The organism is Spirillospora sp. NPDC046719, assembly GCF_040645715.1.
Taxonomy (GTDB): domain Bacteria; phylum Actinomycetota; class Actinomycetes; order Streptosporangiales; family Streptosporangiaceae; genus Spirillospora.
Window position 1 is genome coordinate 17,391 of record NZ_JBEYYT010000052.1, and the last position, 19,052, is coordinate 36,442.

Sequence of the window (19,052 nt, forward strand, 5' to 3'; positions counted from 1 at the left end):
CGCGACAGCACAGATTGCGAAGTGTACGGAATCGCGGGGGATCGGAGGAAGGCCGCGAGGGGATCGGGCCGGGGCTCCCCGGGCGGCGCGCACGACCTTTTCCGGGTCCGCGGGATTAATACCCCTAGGGGGCATGTTAGGGTCCATCGCACATACCCCCTAGGGGTACAGCTCGAGTGGAGGAGTGGACCGTCATGTCCGCAGACCCGAGGCGCTGGTGGGCACTGGCCGTGCTCGCGACCGCCCAGTTCATGGTGATCATGGACACGTCGATCATCGGGGTGGCGCTCCCCGACATGCAGCGCGCCCTCGGTTTCAGCCAGAGCGGGCTGCAGTGGGTGTTCAACGCCTACGTCGTCGCCTTCGGCGGGCTGCTGCTGCTCGGCGGCAGGCTGTCGGACCTGCTCGGCGCGCGGCGCGTCTTCGCGGCCGGCTGGCTCGTGCTGATCGCCGGATCGGTCGTCGCGGCCGCCGCCGACGGCGCCGCCACCGAGATCGCCGGCCGGGCCGTGCAGGGGATCGGCTCGGCGCTGATCGCGCCGTCCGCGCTGACCCTGCTGATGGTGCTGTTCTCGGCCCGGCCGAAGGAACTGGGCAAGGCGATGGCGTTCTACGGCGCCGCGGCCCCGGCCGGCGGCACCGCCGGGGTGTTCCTCGGCGGTGTCATCACCGAGTGGCTGAGCTGGCCGTGGGTGTTCATCATCTACATCCCGATCGGGCTGGCGACGCTGGCGATGGTCCCGGCCGTCCTGCCCGCGGTGCCCGGCCGCCGCGCCGGGCTCGACGTCGCCGGGGCCGCGGCGGTCACGGCCGGGCTCGGCCTCGCCGTGTACGCGATCGTCCAGGCGCCGGGGCGCGGCTGGGACGCGCCGGCCACCGTCCTGCAGCTCGGCGGCGCCGTCCTGCTGCTGGCGCTGTTCGTGGCGTGGCAGCGGATCGTGCGCGGCCCGCTGATGCCGCTGTCGGTGTGGCGCACCCCCGGCCTCGCCGGGGCGAACGCGGCGATGGCGCTGCTGGGAGCCGCGTGGATCCCGATGTGGTACTTCCTGAACCTCTACCTGCAGCAGGTGCTCGGGTACGGGGCGTTCCCCAGCGGGGCGGCGCTGCTGCCGATGACCGCGCTGATGATGGTGCTGATGGTCGGCGTCACCGGGCGGCTCATCGCGCGGTTCGGCACGCGCCCGCTCATCGTCACCGGGCTGGCCGTCCTCGCCGCCGGGCTGCTCGTGCTGTCGACGATCGACGCGGACGGCGGCTTCCTCACCGACGTGCTGCCGGGCTCGCTGGTCTCCGCCGTCGGGATGTCGCTGGTGTTCATCCCCGCCACGATGGCCGCGATCGGCGGCGTCGCGCCGGAGCAGGGCGGGCTGGCGTCCGGGATCGTCAACACCACCTACCAGGTGGGGTCGGCGATCGGCCTCGCGGTGATGACCGCCATCGCCACCTCGCAGGGCGCCGGGAAGCCGGGCGACCTGCCCGCGCTCACCGACGGGTTCCAGGCCGCGTTCGTCGGCGCCGCGGTCGTGGCGCTGGCCGGTGCCGGTCTCGCGCTGGTGACGCTGCGCGCGCGCTCGGCGCGGCCGGCGGACGAGAAGGAGAGCGTCGGCGCGTGAGCCGGGCTCAGAGGGGAGCCGTCCCGGTCCGGGCGGCTCCCTTCCGTGCGTCCAGGTCCGTCCCGCCTTCCGGCGATTTACCCCCGGGAGGTTTCCTGCGGGCGGTGATCAGGTACACCTCCCGGGAGTGGACGCCGGGAGCGGGGAGGAGCGATGCCGCCGTACGCCGTGGTCCTCTCCGTCCTCGGGCTGGTGGGCGCGGTGATCGCGGCCGTCTACGCGATCTCGTACGCGATGGCGCCGGGGCCGCTGGAGGCCGGGCCCTTCCTGTCGGGCGGGCGGCCCCGCGAGCACGCCTTCTCGCGGTACCACGTCCGCTGGTACGCGGTGACGATGGTGTTCCTCGCCTTCGACATGGAGATGGTCTTCATGTACCCGTGGGCGCTCGTGGTGGCGTCGGTGGGCGCGAAGGCGGTCGTGGAGATGTTCGCCTTCCTGGCGCTGCTGCTGGTCGGGGTGCTGTACGCGTGGCGCGAGGGGGCGCTGCGGTGGGCCTGAGGGAGCGGCTGCGGGGGTTCGCGGAGCGGAGTCCGCGCCCGTTCGTCGTGTCGGCGGCGGACGGGACCGGCGACCGGCTCGCGGTCGAGGCGGGGCTGCGGGAGCGCCGGTGGCGTCCTGCGGTGTCGCCAGCGGAGACGGGCGTGCTGGTGGTCTGCGGCCGGCCCGGCGAGGCGCTCGCCGAGGCGATCGACCTCGTGTGGTCGGCGATGCCGGGCCCGCGGGCGAGGATCAGGCCGGACGCGCTCGACGAACTCGAACCGGACGGGACGCGGCGGCGCGGCGCGGCACCGCCCGGGGACGCCGGCATGGCCGACCGGGCGGACGACCGGGACGGCCTGCGCCTCGACGTCCTGCACGTCCCGCTCGGCCCCGTGCTGGCGGACTGGCCCGCCGGGCTGCGCCTCGACCTCGCCTTGCAGGGGGACGTCGTGCAGTCGGTCGAGGCCGTCATGGTCGACACGGGCGGCGGACCGTTCTGGGCGGGGCGGGAGACGGCGCGCCGTCTCGACGGCGCCGCCCGGCTCCTGCGGGTCGCCGGCTGGGACGACGCGGCGCGGCGCGCGGCCGTCCTGCGCGACGGCCTTCTCGACGGCCGGGAGATCGGGCGCGGGTTCGAGGCGTTCGAGCGGACCGTCCGGCGGTCAAGGCTCCTGCGCTGGATGACCAGAGGGATCGGGAACCTCACGCCGGACGCGGCGGACCGGCACGGTGTGCCCGCGCGGTACGCCGGCGACGTCGCCGACCGCCTGGACGGGTGGCTCCGCGACATCCGGCTCGCCCTCGACGGCGGCGGTACGCCGGTCGACGGCGACGACCGGGACGAGGCGCTCGTGTCCGTGCTGCCCGAGCTGGTGACGGGCGCCGACCTCGCGCAGGCCCGGTTGATCGCGGCGAGCCTGGATCCGGACCTCGGCGCGGTGACCGCCGATGCTTGAGGTGCTGGTGCTCGGTGCGCTCGCGGTCGCGGCGGCGTCGCTGGACGCGGCGCTGGCGGGCGGTCCGGGCCCGTTCCGCGAGGCCGCGCGGCTGCTGGCGATGGAGCGGCGCGTCACACCGCGCGCCGACCGGGCGCTGACCCGGATCGGCGCGATCGCGCTGCCGGTGGCGGCGGCGCTCGCCGCGCTCGTCGTGCCGTTCGGCGGCCACGCCGCGCTGGGCAGCCGGGTCGGCGTCGTTTGGTTCAACGCGATGGAGGTCGTCGCGTGGGGGGCGGTGTGGCTGGCGGGATGGGGCGTCAACTCGGCGTACGCGCTGGTCGGCGGGTACAGGTTCGTCGCGCAGGGGCTGGCGTACGAACTGCCGCACATGTTCGCGCTGATGACGGCGGCGGTGGCGGCGCACTCGCTGGACCTGCGGGTGATCGGCGCGGCGCAGGGCGGGCTGTGGTTCGGGGTGTGGATGCCGGTCGCGTTCGCGGTGTACCTGCTGTCCGCGCTCGCGATGGCGTTCTGGGGGCCGTTCGGCGCGCCGCTCGGCGCCGACATCGCCGGGGGCGCGGCGCTCGAACTGCCCGGCCCGGACCGCCTGGTGTTCCTCGCCGGGCGGTACGGGCTGCTCGCCGTCGCGTCGGCCGTCGCGGTCCCGCTGTTCCTCGGCGGCGGGGACGGTCCGCTGCTGCCGCCGTGGTCGTGGTCGGCGGTGAAGGCGTCCGCGGTGCTCGCGCTGCTGGTGTGGGCGGGGCGGCGGCTGCCCGTCCTGCGGATGGACCGGTTCGTGCAGGCGGCGTGGATCGTGCTGATCCCGGCCGTGCTGCTGCAGATGCTCGTCGTCGCGATCGTCGTCGTGGACTGAGGAGGTTCCCGTGACCGTCCTGTTCTGGGTGCTCGCCGTCGCGGCGGTCGGCTCCGGCGCGGCGGTGTTCGCCGTCGGGTCGATGGCGCGGGCGACGTTCGCGCTGCTCGCGTCGTTCCTGTGCGTGGGCGGCGAGCTGCTGCTCGCGGGGCTGCACTACCTCGGCGTGCTGGTCGTGCTGATGATGATCATGGAGATGCTGGTGATGGCGGTCTTCATGGTCATGTACATGATGGACCCGGCCGGGCTGATGCCGATGTCGATGGTGCACAACCGGCGCGGCGCCCTCGCGGTCTCCGGCGCGGTGTTCGCGGCGCTGGCGGCCGGGATCGTCGCGATCCCGTGGCCGGAGCGGCGGGGCGGCCCGCCGCACGACCCGGCGTTCGCCCTGGGGCAGGCGATCATGGGGCCGAAGATGCTGGTCATGATGGTGATCGGGGTGGCGATCCTGGCCACGATGATCGCCACGGTCGTGCTCGCCACCCGCACCGGACGCTACGGCGAGGACGGCGCGCGATGACCCTCCAGGCGTTCCTGCTGCTCGCCGCCGCCCTGTTCTGCGTCGGCCTCTACGGCGCCCTGTCGCAGCGGTCGATCGTGATGCTGATGATGGGCCTGGAACTGATGATCAACGGGATCGTCGCCGGGGCCGCCGGGTTCTGGCACGCGGTCTCGCCCGGCGCGCCGGACGGCCAGGTCCTCGTCCTCGTCGCCCTCACGGTCATGGCGCTGGAGATGGCGATGGGGTTCGCCGTGGTCACCGCCCTGTTCCGCGCGCGCGATGTGGACATGGCCGACGACGCCCGCGACCTCCAGGGATGATCGTCGCGCTCGCCGTGACGCCGCCGGCCGCCGGGGCGCTGCTCCTGCTCGCCGGGCGCCGGGCCGACCGCGCGGCCCCGGCCCTGGGCGTCCTGGTGGCGGCGGCCGTGCTGGGGCTGGCGGTCGCGGCGGCGATCACCCGTCCCGTGGCGCGGTTCGCGCTGCTGCCCGGGTGGCCGGGCGGGCTGGCCGTGGACGGTCTGTCGGGCGTGCTCGTGGTGACCGTCGCGTCCGTCCTGCTGTTGATCCTGGTGTTCGCCGCCGCGGACGGCTACGGCGCCCGGTTCTTCGGCCTGATGCTGCTGTTCGCGGGCGCGATGCTGGTGACGGTCACCGCGTCCGACCTCGTCCTGCTGCTGATGGGCTGGGAGGTCATGGGCGCGATGTCGTACGCGCTCATCGGCTACGAGTGGCGCGAGGCGGAGCCGGTGCGCTCGGCGGACGTCGCGTTCCTCACCACCCGCGCCGCCGACCTCGGCCTGTACGCGGCGGCGGGCTTCGCGGTCGCCGGGACGCACTCGCTCGCGCTCTCCTCGCTCGCCGGTGCGGCGGAACCCTGGCGCGGCCTCGCGGCGGCCGGTGCCGTGCTGGCCGCGCTGGGGAAGTCGGCGCAGCTCCCGTTCTCGTTCTGGCTGTCGCGGGCGATGGCCGGGCCGAGCCCGGTGTCGGCGCTGCTGCACTCGGCCACCATGGTCGCCGCCGGTGCCTACCTGCTGCTGCGCCTGGACCCGCTGCTCGCGGCGACCGGCTGGGCCGGCACGTTCGTCGCCTGGGCCGGTGCCGTCACCGCGCTGGTGCTCGGCGCCGTGGCGCTGGCGCAGCGCGACCTGAAGCAGCTGCTCGCCGCGTCGACCTGCGCGCAGATCGGGTTCATGGTGCTGGGCGCGGGCGCCGGCTCGGTCTCCGGCGGCACCGCACAGCTCGTGGCGCACGCGGCGGTGAAGAGCCTGCTGTTCCTGTGCGCGGGCGCATGGCTGACCGCCCTCGGCACCAGGCGGCTGGACGGGCTGCACGGTGCGGCGCGCCGGTACCGGCTGGTCGGCGCCGCGTTCGGGGCGGGCGCGCTCGCCTTGGCCGGGCTGCCGCCCTTCGCGCTGTGGGTGACGAAGGACGAGGTGCTGACCGCCGCCGGTGCGCGCTCGCCCGCGCTCCTCGCGGTCGGGCTCGCCGCCTCCGTCCTGTCCGCCGCCTACGCCGCCAAGGCGCTGTTCGCCGTGTGGCGCGGCACCCGCACGGACGGGGCGCGCGTGCCCTTGCTCGCCCGCCTGCCGCTGGTCGTCCTGGCGGCGGCGGCCTGCTCGCTCGGCGTGCTCGGGCTGGGCGGTGTCGCCGCCGCTCTGGGCATTCCGGGCGAGACGCGGGTGAACGGCCTGGAACTGGCGGTCTCCGGCGTCCTGGCGGCGGTGACGATCGTCGCCGTCCGGTTCGCGCGGGCGGTCCGGGCACCCGCGTGGGCGGCGGATTGGCTGTTCCTCGAACGGGCCGCGCGGGCCGGGATCGTCCGCCCGGCGTTCGCGGTGGCGCGCGCGCTCGCCGCGTTCGACGACCGGTACGTGGACGGCGCCGTCCGGGCCGTCGCGCGGTCCGGACGGTGGGCCGCCGGGCTCGCCGGACGCGGCGCCGAACCGCGGCTCGACGGCCTGGTCGCCGGGGTCGGGCGGGGCGCGCGGCGGCTCGCCGCGCTGGCACGGCGCCCGCAGACCGGGCTCGTCCACACCTACTACGCGCAGGCGGCGGTGCTGCTCGCGGTCCTCGTCGCCGTCGCCGTGCTGGCGGGGTGGTGACCGTGCTGTCGCTGGCCGTCTTCCTGCCGCTCGCCGCCGCGCTCGTCCTGACGGCCGTACCGCGCCGCGCCGCGCCGTGGGTCTGGATCGCCGTCACCCTCGCCGATCTCGCCCTCGTCGCGGGCATGTGGGCCTCGCACGGCACCGGACCCGGCATCGCCTACGAGACGGACGTGCGGTGGATACCGTCCGTCCGGGCGGGCTACCACGTGGGCCTGGACGGGCTGTCCTTCCCGCTCGTCACGCTGACCGCCGTACTGTTCGCCGCCTGCGCGGTGTACTCGGTCCGGCAGACGCATCGGGTACGGGCGTTCGCGATCCTCTTCCTGTTCCTGGAGACGGTGTGCCTCGGGCTGTTCGCGGCCTTGGACCTGCTGCTGTTCTTCGTCTTCTTCGACCTGTCGATCGTCGGCATGTACTTCGTGATCCTGCTGTGGGGGCACGGCGACCGGACCGCGTCGGCGCTGAAGTTCTTCCTCTACACGTTCCTCGGCTCGCTGGTCCTGCTGCTCGGCTTCATCGGCCTCTACCTCGGCGCGGACCCGCACACCTTCGACATGGTCGAGCTCGCCCGGCACCCGCCGCTCGCCGGCTCGCCCGGACTCGCCGGGCTGACGCTGCTGGCCGTCGGCCTCGGCCTCGGCATCAAGACGCCCGTCGTCCCGTTCCACACCTGGCTGCCGCCCGCGCACACCGACGCGCCCGCCGCCGGGTCCGCGATCCTCGCCGGGGTCATGCTGAAGATGGGCGCGTACGGGTTCGTCCGCATCGCCATGCCGATGCTGCCGGACGCCTGGAGCCGGTACGCGCTCGTCTTCCTCATCGTCGGCCTGGTGGGCGTCCTGTACGGGGCGCTGGTGGCGCTCGCCCAGGACAACGTGAAGCGGCTCGTCGCCTACACGTCCGTCAACCACATGGGGTACATCGTCCTGGCGCTCGGCGCCGCCGGGTACGCGTCCGGGCACGCGGACGCGCGCAGGCTCGCCGTCACCGGGGCGGTCACGCAGATGGTCTCCCACGGCCTCGTCACCGGCGCGCTGTTCCTGCTCTGCGGCGTCCTGCACGACCGGGCAGGAAGCTACGACCTCGGACGGTTCGGCGGCATCGCGCGCACCGCGCCCGTCTACGCCGGGATGCTGGCGCTCGCCGCGTTCGCCGCCCTCGGGCTGCCCGGCCTGTCCGGGTTCATCGCGGAGTTCCAGATCTTCGCCGGGACGATCGGGAGCGGCACGACGGCGGCGGCCGTGACCGGGGCGATCGCCGTCCTCGGCATCCTCGTCACCGCCGCGCTGTTCCTCCGCGTCCTGCACCGGGCCGTGCTGGGCGCGCCTGGCGAGCTGTCCGCGCGGGTAGGGGACGCGCGGCGGCCCGAGCGCGCGGCGATCGTCCCGCTGCTGGCGCTGTCGCTGCTGATCGGGGTCGCGCCGCGCGCGCTGCTCGACACGATCGAGCCGGTGTCGGCGGCCGTGACCGCGGTGACCGGCCGATGAACGAGAACCCCGCCGACCTCGCCCCCGAGCTGTGCGTGCTGATCGCCGCCGTCCTCGGGCTGGTCAACGGGCTGTTCCTGCCCCGGACCCGGCAGTGGCGCGTCGGGGTGGTCTGCGCGGCCGGGCTCGCCGCGGGCCTGGCCGTCGCCGCCGTCGACGCGACGCGTCCCGACCTGGTCGTGTTCGACGCGTTCTTCGTCGACCCCATCACGCACGTCACCCGCATCACCGTGCTCGGCGCGACGCTGCTGGTCCTCGCCTTGGCCGCCGGACCCGTCCGCGACCATCCCCGGGAGAGCGAGCACTACGTCCTGATCCTGCTGTCGGCGCTCGGCACGATGGTGCTCGGCGCCTCCTCGGACCTGCTCGTCGTCGTCGCGGCGTACCTGCTGGCGAGCCTCCCCGCGTACGCGCTCGCCGGGTTCGGCAAGGACGCGCACGGCACCGAAGCGGCGCTGAAGTACTACCTGATGGGCGCGTTCCTCGGCGTCGTGATGCTGGCGGGCGTCACGCTGCTCTACGGCGTCGGGCGCGGCACCGCGTACGGGACGCTCCGCGCGGGCCTGGCCGCCGCGCCGTCCGCCGCCGTCTCCACCGGCGTCGTCGCGCTGCTCGCCGGGCTGCTGTTCAAGGCGGGCGCCGTCCCCGGCCAGTTCTGGGTCCCCGACGTCACGGAAGGGGCGCCGCCGGCCGTCGCCGCGTTCGTCACGACCGTCCCGAAGATCGGGGCGTTCGCCGCGCTGCTGCGGTTCGGCTCGGAGGCGCTGCCGCCCGGCGCCGGGGGATGGCCCGCGCTCGTCGCCGTCATCGCGGCGGCCACGATGACGCTCGGCAACCTCGCCGCGTTCGGGCAGGACAACGTCCGCCGCCTGCTCGCCTACTCCACCGTCAGCCAGGCCGGATACCTGCTCGTCCCAGTCGCGATGGCGGGCCGCACCGACCTCGCGCGGACCGCGCTGCTGTTCTACGTCGCCGCCTACGCGGTGACGAACCTCGGCGCGTTCGCCGCCGTCGTCGCGGCCGGACGCGACGACCTCGCCGCCTACACCGGCCTGCTGCGCGCCTCGCCGCTCCTCGGGCTGTCGCTGGTCGTCTGCCTGCTCGGCTTAGTCGGGACGCCGCCGACCGCCGTGTTCGTCGGGAAGGTCCTGATGTTCGGCGCCGCGCTCGACGGCCGGTACGCCTGGCTCGCCGCCGTCGCCGCGATCAACACGGTCGCGAGCGTCTTCTACTACCTGCGCTGGATCGTCCCGCTGTTCCGGCGGCCCGACGGCGCCGTCCGGCCCGCCCGCGGCGCCTCGGCCGTCGCCGTGGCGGCGGCGCTGCTCTCGCTGGTCCTGGGCGTCGGAGCCGGGGTCGCGCTCACGGCATGATTCTCGTTCGCCGTCAACGACGCTGCGAGCCTTCCGCGCGGCCGCGCAGCCAGGCGACGTAGTCGGCCACCGCGCCGTCCAGGTCGTGGGCGGGCGCGAAGCCGGTGTCGGCGCGCAGGCGGGCGACGTCGAGGCGGTAGTCCTCTTCGGGGCCGCCCGGGGAGCGCCCTTCGGCCAGCTCGATCGGGGCGTCCGGGACGGCCTTCGCGATCGCCGCCGCGACCTCCGCGTTCGTGGTGACACCGCCGGACCCGACGTTGTAGACGGCGTGGCGCAGCGTCCCTGCCGTCTGGAGGAGGGCGATGGCGCGCCCGCAGTCCGGCGCGTACAGCGCGTCGATGCCGTCGCCGGCGTACGCCTTCCCCGGGTACGGCTCGCCGCGCACCGCCGCGTTGACCAGGCCGGGAAGCGCGAAGAACGGGGACTCGGCGCGCCCGCGCGGACCCCAGACGGCGCCGATCCGCAGGCACACGGCCTCGAACTCCGCGTGCCCCGCGATGGCCGACGCCAGCGCCTCCGCGCTCCGCTTGAACGCGGGGGTCGGGTGCGGGACGCCCGGCGGGAGCGGCGCGTCCTCGCGGAACGGGCTGTCGCGCACCCCGGCGTACACGCCGATCGTGCTGGCGACGCAGACCCGGCGGACGCCCCAGGCGCGCGCGGCCTCGAACGCGTTGAGCAGGCCGGCGGTGTTGGCCCGCATCTCCGCGACCACGTCGGTGCCGCGCAGCGGGGTGCTCGCCATATGGACGATCCCGGTGACGGCGTACCGGTCGCCGAGCGCGAGGAACGCGTCCCGGTCGGTCATGTCGAGCCGCTCCGCGGCGGCCCCTGCGGGCACCTCCCGAGGCGCCGCCGAGTGCCGCGTGAGCAGGCACGACTCGCCGAGGTCGAGCAGCGCCCGCGCGACGTGCGAGCCGATGAATCCGAGCCCGCCGGTAACGAGGATCACGGGCCTCTCCTTTCGTTAGCGTGCTAATGGAACGCTAGCGGTGAGATCGCTAGCATGCAAACGATTACTAGGATCGGGGCATGGACGACCTGCTCCGGCTCTCCACCCGCGCCCACAAGCTGCTGCGCGCGGCCTCCGACGAGGCGATGAGCGAGCACGGCGTCCGCGTCGGGCAGAACCTGCTGCTGGAGGTGCTCTGGCAGGAGGACGGCCTGACCCCCGGCGAGCTGGCGAACCGGCTCGCCCTCACCACCCCGACCGTCGTCAACACCGCGACCCGGATGGAGGCCGCGGGCCTGGTCACCCGGCGCCGCGACCCGTCCGACGCCCGGCTCGTCCGGCTCTACCTGACCGAGCGCGGCCGCCGGGCCGAGGCGCCGATCCGGGAGGCGCGGCGGCGGCTGGAGGAGCGCGCCACCGCGACCCTCACCGACGACGAGCGCCGGCACCTGCGCAGCGCGCTCGAGAAGATCATCGCCGAGCTGTCCTGACCGGCGCCGGCCGCCGGACGGGCACGCGCCGGACGAGCACGCGCAGGGCGCGGGCCGTCAGCGGCCGTCGAACCGCTCGCCCGCGGTCCGCGCGCGGGGAGCGTCCGGCGCGGCCGACGGGCCGCCCTCCTCCGCCACCGCCCGCCGCGCGGCGATGCGCTCCTGGAACTCCGCGTCGGCCCGGATCTCGTCCTCGCTCGGCGCCATCGCGATGATGATCAGCAGCGTGATCGACACCGCCGCGATGCCCCCGATGAGCGGGATCAGGAAGTCGGACGCGGTGGCGCCGTGCGGGGCGGGCATGGCCGGGTCCATGGTGATCCGCATGGCCGCCATGCCGGTGTAGTGCATGCCGGTCACCGCGACGCCCATGATGAGCGCGGCCCCGGCCGTCGCCGGCAGGCCCCGGACGCGCAGGCAGAACCACAGGGCCGCGGTGGCCGCCACCAGGGCGATGACGATCGACAGCACGACCAGGCCCGGCCGGTACCCGATGTCCCCGGGCATGTTCATCGCGGCCATCCCGGAGTAGTGCATGCTCACCACGCCGATCCCCATGACCGCGCCGCCCGTGACGATCACGCCCGGCCCGGACCCGCCGAAGCCGAGGATGAACAGCCCGACCGCGACGACCGCCACGGCGGTCAGGCAGCTCAGCAGCGTGACCGGCACGTCGTAGCGGATCGGCATGCCCGAGACGCTGAAGCCCAGCATCGCGATGAAGTGCATCACCCAGATCCCGGTGCCGCCGATGGCCAGCGCCGCGAGCGACAGCCAGGACGCGCGCGAGCGCCCGGTGGACGCGCGGGCCCGCGACATGCACAGCAGCCCGAGGAAGGAACCGACGAACGACATCAGGTACGCCGACACGGGCGTGAGCGGCCCGTAGGAGAAATGGTGCACGTGCGCCATGCGGTTCCCCGGAAAGTGAAGAGATCTCGGATCCAGCCAGGATCCTAACCGCGTCCTTCCGGCGATTGGTGTGATTCCGGAGACGTTCAGCGAATCAGGCCGTGGTCCAATGCCAGGTCGAGCGCCGCCCGGGCCGCCGGCGCGAGCAGGCCCCGGTCGGCCGGCGCGAGGTAGAGGTACTCGTCGACCTCGCCGGACGCCGCGATCTCGCCGCGGTGCGCCGCGGTGAAGCACGCCATCCGGGCGTGCGTGTAGTCCGGCTGGTCGTGCGCCGGCGCGCGGATCACCCCGAGCTCGCGGAACGACGCCCGGTCCAGCTCGACGTCCAGCTCCTCCCGGACCTCCCGGGACAGCGCCGTCCAGTCGTCCTCGCCCGGCTCCCGCTTGCCGCCGGGAAGGTACAGCAGGTCACGGCCCCTCGACCGGACCGCCAGCAGCCGCCCGTCCACCACTCGCACCCACGCCACCACGTCCAGATCCGCCACGCCCGCCATCCTAGATACGCCGGGATTCGAGCACGCGGCGGAGGAACTCGCGGGTGCGCGGCTCGGCGGGCTCCTCGAAGATCTGCTCGGCCGGGCCGCGCTCCAGCAGCACGCCGTCGTGCAGGAAGCAGACCGTGTCGGCGATGTCCCGGGCGAACCCCATCTCGTGGGTCGCCAGGATCATCGTCATCCCGGACTCCTTCAGCTCCCGGATGATCCCCATCACCTCGGTGACCAGCTCCGGGTCGAGCGCGGAGGTCACCTCGTCCAGCAGCAGCAGGCTCGGCCGCGTCGCCATCGCCCGGATGATCGCGACGCGCTGCTGCTGGCCGCCCGACAGCCGGTCCGGGTACTCGCGGGCCTTGTCGGCGAGGCCGAACCGCTTCAGCAGCGCGTGCGCCTGCTCGGTGGCCTCCGCCTTCGGCCGCTTGTGGACGCGGACGGGCGCCAGCGTGATGTTGTCCAGCACCGACATGTGCGGGAACAGGTTGTAGGACTGGAACACCATCCCGATCCGCTTGCGGACCTCGTCGGGGTCGGCGTCCGGGTCGGTGATGTCGTCGCCCTCCAGGAGGATCGCGCCGTCGTCCACCGTCTCCAGCACGTTCACGCAGCGCAGCAGCGTCGACTTGCCCGACCCGGACGCGCCGATGAGGCAGACGACCTCGTGCGGCGCGACGTCCAGGTCGACGCCGCGCAGCACCGGATGCGCGTGGTAGGTCTTCCAGACGCCTTCGACGCGCAGCAGCGGTCCGCTCATGTGCCGCCTCCCGGGGCGCGGCGGCGCTCGGCGCGCGCCGCGAGGTGGTCGGTGAACCGGGCCATCGGCACCGTCAGCGCGACGAACAGCACCGCCGTGGCCAGGTAGGGCGTGTAGTTGAAGTTCGTCGCCGAGTGGATCTGCGCCTGCCGCAGCGCCTCCAGCGGGCCGAGCACCGCGACGAGGGCGGTGTCCTTCTGCAGCGAGGCGAAGTCGTTCAGCAGCGGCGGGACGACGCGCCGCACCGCCTGCGGCAGCACCACGAACCGCAGGCTCTGCGTCTTGCTGAGCCCGAGCGACCGGGCCGCCGCGCGCTGGCTCGGGTGGATCGAGTCGATGCCCGCGCGGAACACCTCCGCGACGTACGCGCCGTACGACAGGACGAGCGCGAACCCGCCCAGCACCGCGGGGCTGTCCGGGACGCCCTGGAGCCGCAGCGCGGGCAGCCCGAACCCGACCAGGTACACCAGCAGGATCGTCGGGATGCCGCGGAACACGTCGGTGTAGGCGACGGCCAAGGCCCGCAACGGGAAGAACAGCGGGTTGCGCAGCCCGCGCGCGAGCGCGACGAGCAGGCCGAGCACCAGGATCACCGGCTCGGCGATCAGGAAGATCCGCACGTTCAGCCAGAAGCCGCGCAGCACGTCCGGGAACGCGCCGGTGAACTCGCCCCAGTTGAAGAACGTCTCGTGCACGCGCGGCCAGCCGGGCGACGTCACCACGACGGCGACGACGACCGCGACGCACAGCACGGTCGACGCGGCGGCGACCGAGCCGGACCGGACGCCGGCGCGCCGGCGGCGCCGTTCCCGGTCCAGCTGCCGCTCGCTCTTGACCCAGGCGGTCTCGCCGCCGGCCCGCACGGTCATCGCCGGGTCACTTCAGGACGGGCGCGCCGGCCGACGAGGTCAGCCATTGCTGCTGGATCTTCGCCAGCTCGCCGGACGACTTCAGCTGCCCGACCGCCTGGTTGAGGCAGCCCACGAGCGTGCTGCCCTTCTCCATCAGCAGCCCGAAGTGCTCGGTGCTGCCGCCCTCGGTCTGCGGGAGCTGGCCCACGATCTTCGAGCCGTCGATCTGCGCGGCGGTGACGTAGAACGCGGTCGGCAGGTCGACCAGCAGCAGGTCGACCTGCTTGTTCTTGAGCGCGTTCACCGCGTCGATCTGGGTGTTGAAGATCTTCGGCTGGCTGTCCGGCTTGATCTGGTTCTGCACCGCCTGCAGGGCGGTCGTCCCGACCTGGACGGCGATGCGGGCCTTCTTCAGCTCCGCGATGCTCGCCGCGTTCGCGAACTTGCCGTTCTTGAGCGCGACGACGCCCTGCTGCACGTCGTAGTAGCCGTCGCTGAACGTCACCGCCTTCTCGCGGGCCGGGGTGGCGGAGATCTGGTTGATGTCGAAGTCGAAGTTCTTCGGCCCCGGCGCGTAGGACGACTCGAACGACTGCGTCGTCCAGGCGACCTGGTCCTTGGTGAAGCCGAGCTTGCCGGCGACCGCGTACGCGACCGCGCTCTCGAAGCCCTGCCCGTTGGACGGGTCGTCGTTCTTGAACCAGGGCTCGAACGCCGGCTTGTCGGTCGCGACGGTCAGCTTGCCGGGCGTCTTGAGCGGCAGCTTGTCCTTGGTGCAGGAGGCGGGGCTCTTGCTCGCCGAGGCGTCGGAGCCGCCGTCGTCCTGCGGGGCGCAGGCGGTGACGGCGAGGGTGAGCGCGGCGACGCCGGTCAGGGCGGCCACGAGGGGGCGGCGGGTCACGGGGGTGCCTCCAGCGGTGCGGTGTTGCGTGATCAAGAATGCGGGGTGGTGGGGCGCGGGGCGGCGGTGCGAAGGGTGACGGCGCGCAGGGTGACGGTGCGCGCGCCGGCAAGACCGAGGACGTCTGCGGCCCGGCCCTGGTTGACGGCGAGGCCAAGCCAGCCCGAGGAGTCGATCCACAGCAGCGGCTCGCCGGCGGCGACGCTGCCGAAGGTCCGCTCGAACGGGACGCGGGCGGTGCGGGACGCCCCGTCTGGAACGCTCCATTCCACGTCGAGGGGGGTGCCGGGCTCCAGCGCGCCGAACGCGGCGGCGAGATCGTCGCGCTCCGCGCCCAGCACCAGGCTGCCGAACCGGTCGGTGTACAGCACCGGGACGGTCAGCTCGCCGTCGCGGGCGACCGGCGCCGGCAGGTCCAGCGGCACCGGCTCGACCGGCGCGCCGAGGTCGGCGACGTCCACGCTGGCCGCGACGTGCGCGGCGGCGGGCGAGAAGATGTCGCGCCCGTGGAACGACGTCGAGACCTCGGGCAGCCGGTACGCCGGGTTCTCCAGCGCGTGCGCCCGGACGATCCCGCCGAGCGCCTCGGCCGCCGGCACCAGCAGCCCGTTGTCCGGGCCGACCAGCACGTCGCCGCGTCCGGTCTCGACCGCCAGCGGGCGGCGCGGCGTCCCGACCCCCGGGTCCACGATGCCCGTGTGCACGCCCACCGGCAGGTACGGCAGCGCCTGCCGCAGCAGCATCGCGCCCTCCACCACGTCGAACGGCGTGATCTCGTCGCTGAGCACCAGGACGTTCGCCTCGGGCGCGATGGTGTGCACGACGCCGGCGCAGATCGAGGTGTAGGCGGCGCCGAAGTCCGTGGCGATGCTGACGAAGGGGCGGCTTCCGGACATGGGCGACCTCGGTGGGACCTGCGGGGATGCGGAGAGGAGAGCAGCAGCCTACCAAGCCGATTTCATGGCCGAACCGGCGCTAACCTCCGGAGATGCGCGCCGAATCGCTCGATCCGCTCCTGCTGCGGACCTTCGTCGCCGTCGCCGACCTAGGCTCGTTCACCGCCGCCGCGGCGGCGGGCGGCTACACCCAGTCGGCGGTGTCCCGGCAGGTCGCCGCGCTGGAGGACGTCTGCGGCGTCGAGCTGTTCGCGCGCGGCGCCCGCGGCGTGCGGCCGACGCCCGCCGGCGAGCACCTCCTGCCGCACGCCCGCGCCCTGCTCGACCGGCTCGCCGACACCGTCCAGGCCATGGAGGGGCTGCGCCGCCTCGACACCGGGACGCTGCGGCTCGGCGCGTTCCCCACCGCGAACGCGGCACTGGTCCCGCGCGCGCTCGCCCGGTTCCGCGACCGGCACCCCGGCGTGCGCGCCACGCTGCGCGAGGGCGTCACCGACCGGCTCCTCGCGATGCTGGACGGCGGCGACCTCGACCTCGCCGTGGTCAGCACGCACACCGTCCCCGCGCTGCCCGCCGGCGACCTGGTGCCGCTGCTGGACGACGCGCTGCTCGTCGCGCTGCCGTCCGGGCACCCGCTCGCCGCGCGCCGCCGCGTCCCGCTGGACGCCCTGGCCGGCGAGGCGTGGATCGTCGCCGACGCCCCCGAGGCCGTCGCGGCGCTGCGCGCCCGCTGCGAGCCCGCCGGGTTCGAGCCGCGCACCCCGCTGCGGGTCGCCGAATGGATCTCCAAGCTGGGCCTGGTCGCGGCCGGGTTCGGCGTCACCCTCGTGCCCGCGCTCGCGGCGGCAGCAGCGGTGCGCGACGGCGTCGTGCTGCGGCCGCTCGCCCCAGAGCAGCCCACCCGCGCCGTCCGCGCCGCCGTCGGCCGGCACGCCCGCAGATCCCCGGCGGTCACCGCGTTCCTGGACGACCTGCGGGCCGTCGCCGCCGAGCTGGGCTAGCGCGGCCGGACCCGGTCAGGGGATCGCGGCGACCACCTCGACCTCCAGCAGGGCGTCCGGGTGGAACAGCCGGGCGACCTCGACGGTCGTGCTGGTGGGCGCGGCGCCGGGGAAGAACCGCCGCCGCACGGCCCCGTACTCGGCGACCCGGCCGAGATCGGTGACGAACGTCCGGACGTTCACCACGTCCGCGAACCCGGCCCCGTGCGCCGCGAGGATCCGCTCCAGCAGCGAGAAGATCACCTCGGACTGCCGGGCCATGTCGCCGGGCGCGTCGACCTTCCCGTCCTCGGTGAGCGCGATCTGCCCCGACACGTACAGCATCGGACCGGCCGTCACGTGCGCGGCGTGCGAGTAGAAGGGGTTCGGCGGCGGCGGGACGGTGGCGGGGTCGCCGAGCGTGACGCGCATGGGGGAGTCCTTCCGTGTCTGATCCGCGAGTGCGATGAGGTCGTGCGGCCCGAGGCCGTCCGCCAGCGCGGCGGACGCGCGGGCGCGCGCGGCGGCGAGGACGCCCTCGGTGGGCGCTCCCGGGACGTCCAGCGCGAGATCGAGGTCCTTGGCGGCGAGCGCGACCGTGAAGCGCGGCGCCGCGCCGGGCACCGCGTCCTTCAGCCGCCGCGCCTGCGCGCTCGTGCGGGACAGCACGTCCAGCACGAGGTCGCGGTCGAGGCCCAGGCGGCCGGCGAGCGCGAGCGCCTCGCCGAGCACGGCGAAGTTCGCGACCAGCATGCCGTTCGCGACGAGCTTCAGCGCGGCGCCGGACCCGGGCGGGCCCGCGTGCCGGACCCGTCCGAGCGCCTCCAGCGCCCCGGTGCACCGGGCGAGATCGTCGTCCGTGCCGCCGACCAGCACCTCCAGCTCGCCCGCCTCCGCCTGCGGGACGCTGCCCACCACCGGCGCGTCGACGTGGCCGACGCCGTCCGGCAGCCGTTCGCGCACGCGGCGCGCGGCGTCCGGGCCGATCGTCGACGTGTCGGCGACGACGGCTCCGGGCTCCAGCGCGGCGGCGGCCCCGTCGGGGCCGAACAGCACGTCCTCGACGGCGTCCGCGTCGGTGAGCATGGTGATGACGACCTCGCGGCCGGCGGCGGCCCGCGCGGGGGAGGCGGCGAGCGCCGCGCCGAGGTCGGCGGGCACCCTGCTCGCGGTCCGGTTCCACACCGCCACGTCGTGGCCTGCGGCGATCAGCCGCCCGGCCATCGGGGCGCCCATGCGCCCCAGTCCGAGAAAAGCGATTCGTGTCATGGTGCGACCGACGCTAGGCGCCGCCGAGCCATGCCACCAGCGCAGGTTTCGCAGACCGGCCATGCGCGACCCGCATGGCTAGCGAGCCGGCTCAGCCGAAGCGGCGGGCCGAGGCGTTCTCCTGGGCCAGCCGGTGCAGGGCCGTCAGGACCTGCTCGTACAGCACGGTGGAGACGAGCAGGGTGTGGACGGTCCGGGCGCGCGGCGCCCCGTCGGCCACCCGGCCGATCTCGTGGTCGGCGACCTCGGCGGCGGCCTTCACGTAGGGCCGCAGGTCGGTGAGGGTGATCGGGAAGCCGAGCCGGCGCAGCGCGACGAAGGTGTGCGCGAGCAGGTCGCGGGCGGGGGAGCGGTCGCCGACCGTCCAGCCGAGCTCGCGGACGAGCGCGTCGACGTCCTGCCGCGCGGCGCGCCAGTGCGGGTCGTACGGCGCGGCGACGTGCGGTCCGATGGCGTACTGGGCGGTGCCGAACAGCTCGTGCAGGCCGACCCGCTCGTCCTCGATCGCCTCGACGATCCGCTGGATCGCCGCGACCGGCAGGTCGCCGACCTCGCGCAGCGCGCTGATCAGCCGCAGCCGCTCCAGGTGCCGGTGGTCGTACTCGGCGCGGGTCGCGCTGACCGTCGAGCCCTTCGGGAGGAGCCCCTCCCGGATGTAGAACTTGATCGTCTGGACCGTCAGGCCGCTGCGATCGCTGAGCTCGGAGATCTGCACCGCGCACCTCCCTGTCCGGAGCACAACGCTATCCAGGGCGTGCGGGCCGATACCGGCACTCTTCAAAGGTGGCCCGAGATGCGGTGCTTTGTCGGACCATGCGCGGAGACGGTCCGGCCGGGCCGCCGGGCCGCCGGGCCGCCAGGGGGCGGGGCGGGCACCGGGCGCCGCCCCGCCCCCGGCGTCAGGCGGTCAGCCGCAGATCGGCGACGGACCGTCCGGCGCGCACCGCGCACCCGCCGGGCAGCCGCTCGTCCAGCGGGACCCGGACGGTCACCCGCTCGCCCGCCGCGGCCTCGGCGACCGCGAACCCGGCGAGCCGGAGCGGCGGCCCGTCCGGCGCGGCGTACACCTGGACGACCTCGCGCCCCGGCCGGGCGCCCCCGAAGCGGACCGCCACCACCGCCCCCCCCACCGCCACCGCCCCCGACACCGACACCCCGTCCGGGTAGCGCAGGCCGGGCCCCAA

At 74.7% G+C, this 19,052-nt stretch carries 20 protein-coding genes and 1 pseudogene; 11 read left to right on the forward strand and 10 right to left on the reverse strand.

The window, feature by feature from the left end; genetic code table 11:
* Positions 1–194 precede the first annotated feature (194 nt).
* The 9 genes from ABZ914_RS12445 (at position 195) to ABZ914_RS12485 (ending at position 9,374) form a co-directional block, all read left to right on the forward strand.
* Positions 195–1,613: an MFS transporter gene (locus tag ABZ914_RS12445; RefSeq protein ID WP_500193059.1), complete on the forward strand. Its 1,419-nt coding sequence runs from the start codon at positions 195–197 to the stop codon at positions 1,611–1,613.
* Positions 1,614–1,766: 153 nt separating this feature from the next.
* Complete coding sequence (locus ABZ914_RS12450) at positions 1,767–2,111, forward strand: NADH-quinone oxidoreductase subunit A (RefSeq protein WP_433139819.1); 345 nt, start codon at positions 1,767–1,769, stop codon at positions 2,109–2,111.
* Positions 2,102–3,049, forward strand: coding sequence for a hypothetical protein (locus tag ABZ914_RS12455; RefSeq protein WP_500193060.1), 948 nt, complete (start codon positions 2,102–2,104; stop codon positions 3,047–3,049). Before ABZ914_RS12450 ends, ABZ914_RS12455 begins: the two co-directional genes overlap by 10 nt.
* Positions 3,042–3,905, forward strand: a complete 864-nt coding sequence (locus ABZ914_RS12460; RefSeq protein ID WP_500193061.1) for a complex I subunit 1 family protein — start codon at positions 3,042–3,044, stop codon at positions 3,903–3,905. The genes ABZ914_RS12455 and ABZ914_RS12460 overlap by 8 nt, the downstream gene beginning before the upstream one ends.
* Positions 3,906–3,915: 10 nt before the next feature.
* Positions 3,916–4,425 (forward strand): NADH-quinone oxidoreductase subunit J family protein, encoded by a 510-nt coding sequence (locus ABZ914_RS12465; RefSeq protein ID WP_500193062.1) that lies wholly within the window; start codon positions 3,916–3,918, stop codon positions 4,423–4,425.
* Positions 4,422–4,727 carry an NADH-quinone oxidoreductase subunit NuoK gene (gene nuoK / locus ABZ914_RS12470; RefSeq protein WP_500193063.1) on the forward strand — a complete coding sequence of 102 codons (306 nt, stop codon included), beginning with the start codon at positions 4,422–4,424 and terminating at the stop codon, positions 4,725–4,727. The genes ABZ914_RS12465 and nuoK overlap by 4 nt, the downstream gene beginning before the upstream one ends.
* Entirely contained in the window at positions 4,724–6,511 is a 1,788-nt protein-coding gene (locus ABZ914_RS12475) for a proton-conducting transporter transmembrane domain-containing protein (protein WP_500193064.1), read from the forward strand. The genes nuoK and ABZ914_RS12475 overlap by 4 nt, the downstream gene beginning before the upstream one ends.
* Entirely contained in the window at positions 6,508–8,001 is a 1,494-nt protein-coding gene (locus ABZ914_RS12480; RefSeq protein WP_500193065.1) for a complex I subunit 4 family protein, read from the forward strand. The genes ABZ914_RS12475 and ABZ914_RS12480 overlap by 4 nt, the downstream gene beginning before the upstream one ends.
* On the forward strand, positions 7,998–9,374 hold the full coding sequence (locus tag ABZ914_RS12485; RefSeq protein ID WP_500193066.1) for an NADH-quinone oxidoreductase subunit N: 1,377 nt from the start codon (positions 7,998–8,000) through the stop codon (positions 9,372–9,374). The genes ABZ914_RS12480 and ABZ914_RS12485 overlap by 4 nt, the downstream gene beginning before the upstream one ends.
* Positions 9,375–9,387: 13 nt before the next feature.
* Here ABZ914_RS12485 and ABZ914_RS12490 read toward each other — a convergent pair whose 3' ends face one another.
* Entirely contained in the window at positions 9,388–10,323 is a 936-nt protein-coding gene (locus ABZ914_RS12490) for an NAD-dependent epimerase/dehydratase family protein (protein WP_500193067.1), read from the reverse strand.
* A gap of 80 nt (positions 10,324–10,403) precedes the next feature.
* Between ABZ914_RS12490 and ABZ914_RS12495 the strand changes: the two genes are divergently transcribed.
* Positions 10,404–10,814: a MarR family winged helix-turn-helix transcriptional regulator gene (locus ABZ914_RS12495; RefSeq protein WP_190859636.1), complete on the forward strand. Its 411-nt coding sequence runs from the start codon at positions 10,404–10,406 to the stop codon at positions 10,812–10,814.
* A 57-nt stretch (positions 10,815–10,871) separates the two neighbouring features.
* On the opposite strand, the gene ABZ914_RS12500 is transcribed toward ABZ914_RS12495, so the two are convergent.
* The 6 genes from ABZ914_RS12500 to ABZ914_RS12525 form a co-directional block, all read right to left on the reverse strand.
* Entirely contained in the window at positions 10,872–11,726 is an 855-nt protein-coding gene (locus ABZ914_RS12500; RefSeq protein ID WP_500193068.1) for an MHYT domain-containing protein, read from the reverse strand.
* An 86-nt stretch (positions 11,727–11,812) separates the two neighbouring features.
* Positions 11,813–12,220 carry an NUDIX hydrolase gene (locus ABZ914_RS12505; protein ID WP_500193069.1) on the reverse strand — a complete coding sequence of 136 codons (408 nt, stop codon included), beginning with the start codon at positions 12,218–12,220 and terminating at the stop codon, positions 11,813–11,815.
* A gap of 1 nt (position 12,221) precedes the next feature.
* Positions 12,222–12,971, reverse strand: coding sequence for an amino acid ABC transporter ATP-binding protein (locus ABZ914_RS12510; RefSeq protein WP_500193070.1), 750 nt, complete (start codon positions 12,969–12,971; stop codon positions 12,222–12,224).
* Complete coding sequence (locus ABZ914_RS12515; RefSeq protein WP_190859645.1) at positions 12,968–13,840, reverse strand: amino acid ABC transporter permease; 873 nt, start codon at positions 13,838–13,840, stop codon at positions 12,968–12,970. Before ABZ914_RS12515 ends, ABZ914_RS12510 begins: the two co-directional genes overlap by 4 nt.
* Positions 13,841–13,847: 7 nt before the next feature.
* Positions 13,848–14,723, reverse strand: a complete 876-nt coding sequence (locus tag ABZ914_RS12520; RefSeq protein ID WP_500193071.1) for an ABC transporter substrate-binding protein — start codon at positions 14,721–14,723, stop codon at positions 13,848–13,850.
* Between the two features lie 32 nt (positions 14,724–14,755).
* Positions 14,756–15,619 (reverse strand): SAM hydrolase/SAM-dependent halogenase family protein, encoded by an 864-nt coding sequence (locus ABZ914_RS12525; protein WP_500193072.1) that lies wholly within the window; start codon positions 15,617–15,619, stop codon positions 14,756–14,758.
* Positions 15,620–15,711: 92 nt separating this feature from the next.
* Here ABZ914_RS12525 and ABZ914_RS12530 point away from each other — a divergent pair, with 92 nt between their 5' ends.
* The gene (locus ABZ914_RS12530) at positions 15,712–16,620 is read left to right on the forward strand and encodes a LysR family transcriptional regulator (protein WP_500193073.1); all 909 of its coding nucleotides are present in this window, start codon (positions 15,712–15,714) and stop codon (positions 16,618–16,620) included.
* Between the two features lie 15 nt (positions 16,621–16,635).
* On the opposite strand, the gene ABZ914_RS12535 is transcribed toward ABZ914_RS12530, so the two are convergent.
* From ABZ914_RS12535 to ABZ914_RS12545, 3 genes and pseudogenes are all read right to left on the reverse strand, one after another.
* Positions 16,636–17,868 (reverse strand): NAD(P)-binding domain-containing protein, encoded by a 1,233-nt coding sequence (locus ABZ914_RS12535; protein WP_500193074.1) that lies wholly within the window; start codon positions 17,866–17,868, stop codon positions 16,636–16,638.
* A 91-nt stretch (positions 17,869–17,959) separates the two neighbouring features.
* Complete coding sequence (locus tag ABZ914_RS12540) at positions 17,960–18,583, reverse strand: MerR family transcriptional regulator (RefSeq protein WP_190859655.1); 624 nt, start codon at positions 18,581–18,583, stop codon at positions 17,960–17,962.
* A gap of 184 nt (positions 18,584–18,767) precedes the next feature.
* A pseudogene (locus ABZ914_RS12545) lies at positions 18,768–19,052 on the reverse strand (glycosyl hydrolase); the annotation flags it as partial.

Excerpts from the sequence above, each read along its gene's own strand:
- ABZ914_RS12510 (WP_500193070.1), bottom strand. The coding sequence starts at position 12,971 with ATGAGCGGACCGCTGCTGCGCGTCGAAGGCGTCTGGAAGACCTACCAC.
- nuoK (WP_500193063.1), top strand. The coding sequence starts at position 4,422 with ATGACCCTCCAGGCGTTCCTGCTGCTCGCCGCCGCCCTGTTCTGCGTC.
- ABZ914_RS12460 (WP_500193061.1), top strand. The coding sequence starts at position 3,042 with ATGCTTGAGGTGCTGGTGCTCGGTGCGCTCGCGGTCGCGGCGGCGTCG.
- ABZ914_RS12485 (WP_500193066.1), top strand. The coding sequence starts at position 7,998 with ATGAACGAGAACCCCGCCGACCTCGCCCCCGAGCTGTGCGTGCTGATC.
- ABZ914_RS12450 (WP_433139819.1), top strand. The coding sequence starts at position 1,767 with ATGCCGCCGTACGCCGTGGTCCTCTCCGTCCTCGGGCTGGTGGGCGCG.
- ABZ914_RS12530 (WP_500193073.1), top strand. The coding sequence starts at position 15,712 with ATGCGCGCCGAATCGCTCGATCCGCTCCTGCTGCGGACCTTCGTCGCC.
- ABZ914_RS12475 (WP_500193064.1), top strand. The coding sequence starts at position 4,724 with ATGATCGTCGCGCTCGCCGTGACGCCGCCGGCCGCCGGGGCGCTGCTC.
- ABZ914_RS12535 (WP_500193074.1), bottom strand. The coding sequence starts at position 17,868 with ATGACACGAATCGCTTTTCTCGGACTGGGGCGCATGGGCGCCCCGATG.
- ABZ914_RS12445 (WP_500193059.1), top strand. The coding sequence starts at position 195 with ATGTCCGCAGACCCGAGGCGCTGGTGGGCACTGGCCGTGCTCGCGACC.
- ABZ914_RS12505 (WP_500193069.1), bottom strand. The coding sequence starts at position 12,220 with ATGGCGGGCGTGGCGGATCTGGACGTGGTGGCGTGGGTGCGAGTGGTG.
- ABZ914_RS12495 (WP_190859636.1), top strand. The coding sequence starts at position 10,404 with ATGGACGACCTGCTCCGGCTCTCCACCCGCGCCCACAAGCTGCTGCGC.
- ABZ914_RS12500 (WP_500193068.1), bottom strand. The coding sequence starts at position 11,726 with ATGGCGCACGTGCACCATTTCTCCTACGGGCCGCTCACGCCCGTGTCG.
- ABZ914_RS12525 (WP_500193072.1), bottom strand. The coding sequence starts at position 15,619 with ATGTCCGGAAGCCGCCCCTTCGTCAGCATCGCCACGGACTTCGGCGCC.
- ABZ914_RS12515 (WP_190859645.1), bottom strand. The coding sequence starts at position 13,840 with ATGACCGTGCGGGCCGGCGGCGAGACCGCCTGGGTCAAGAGCGAGCGG.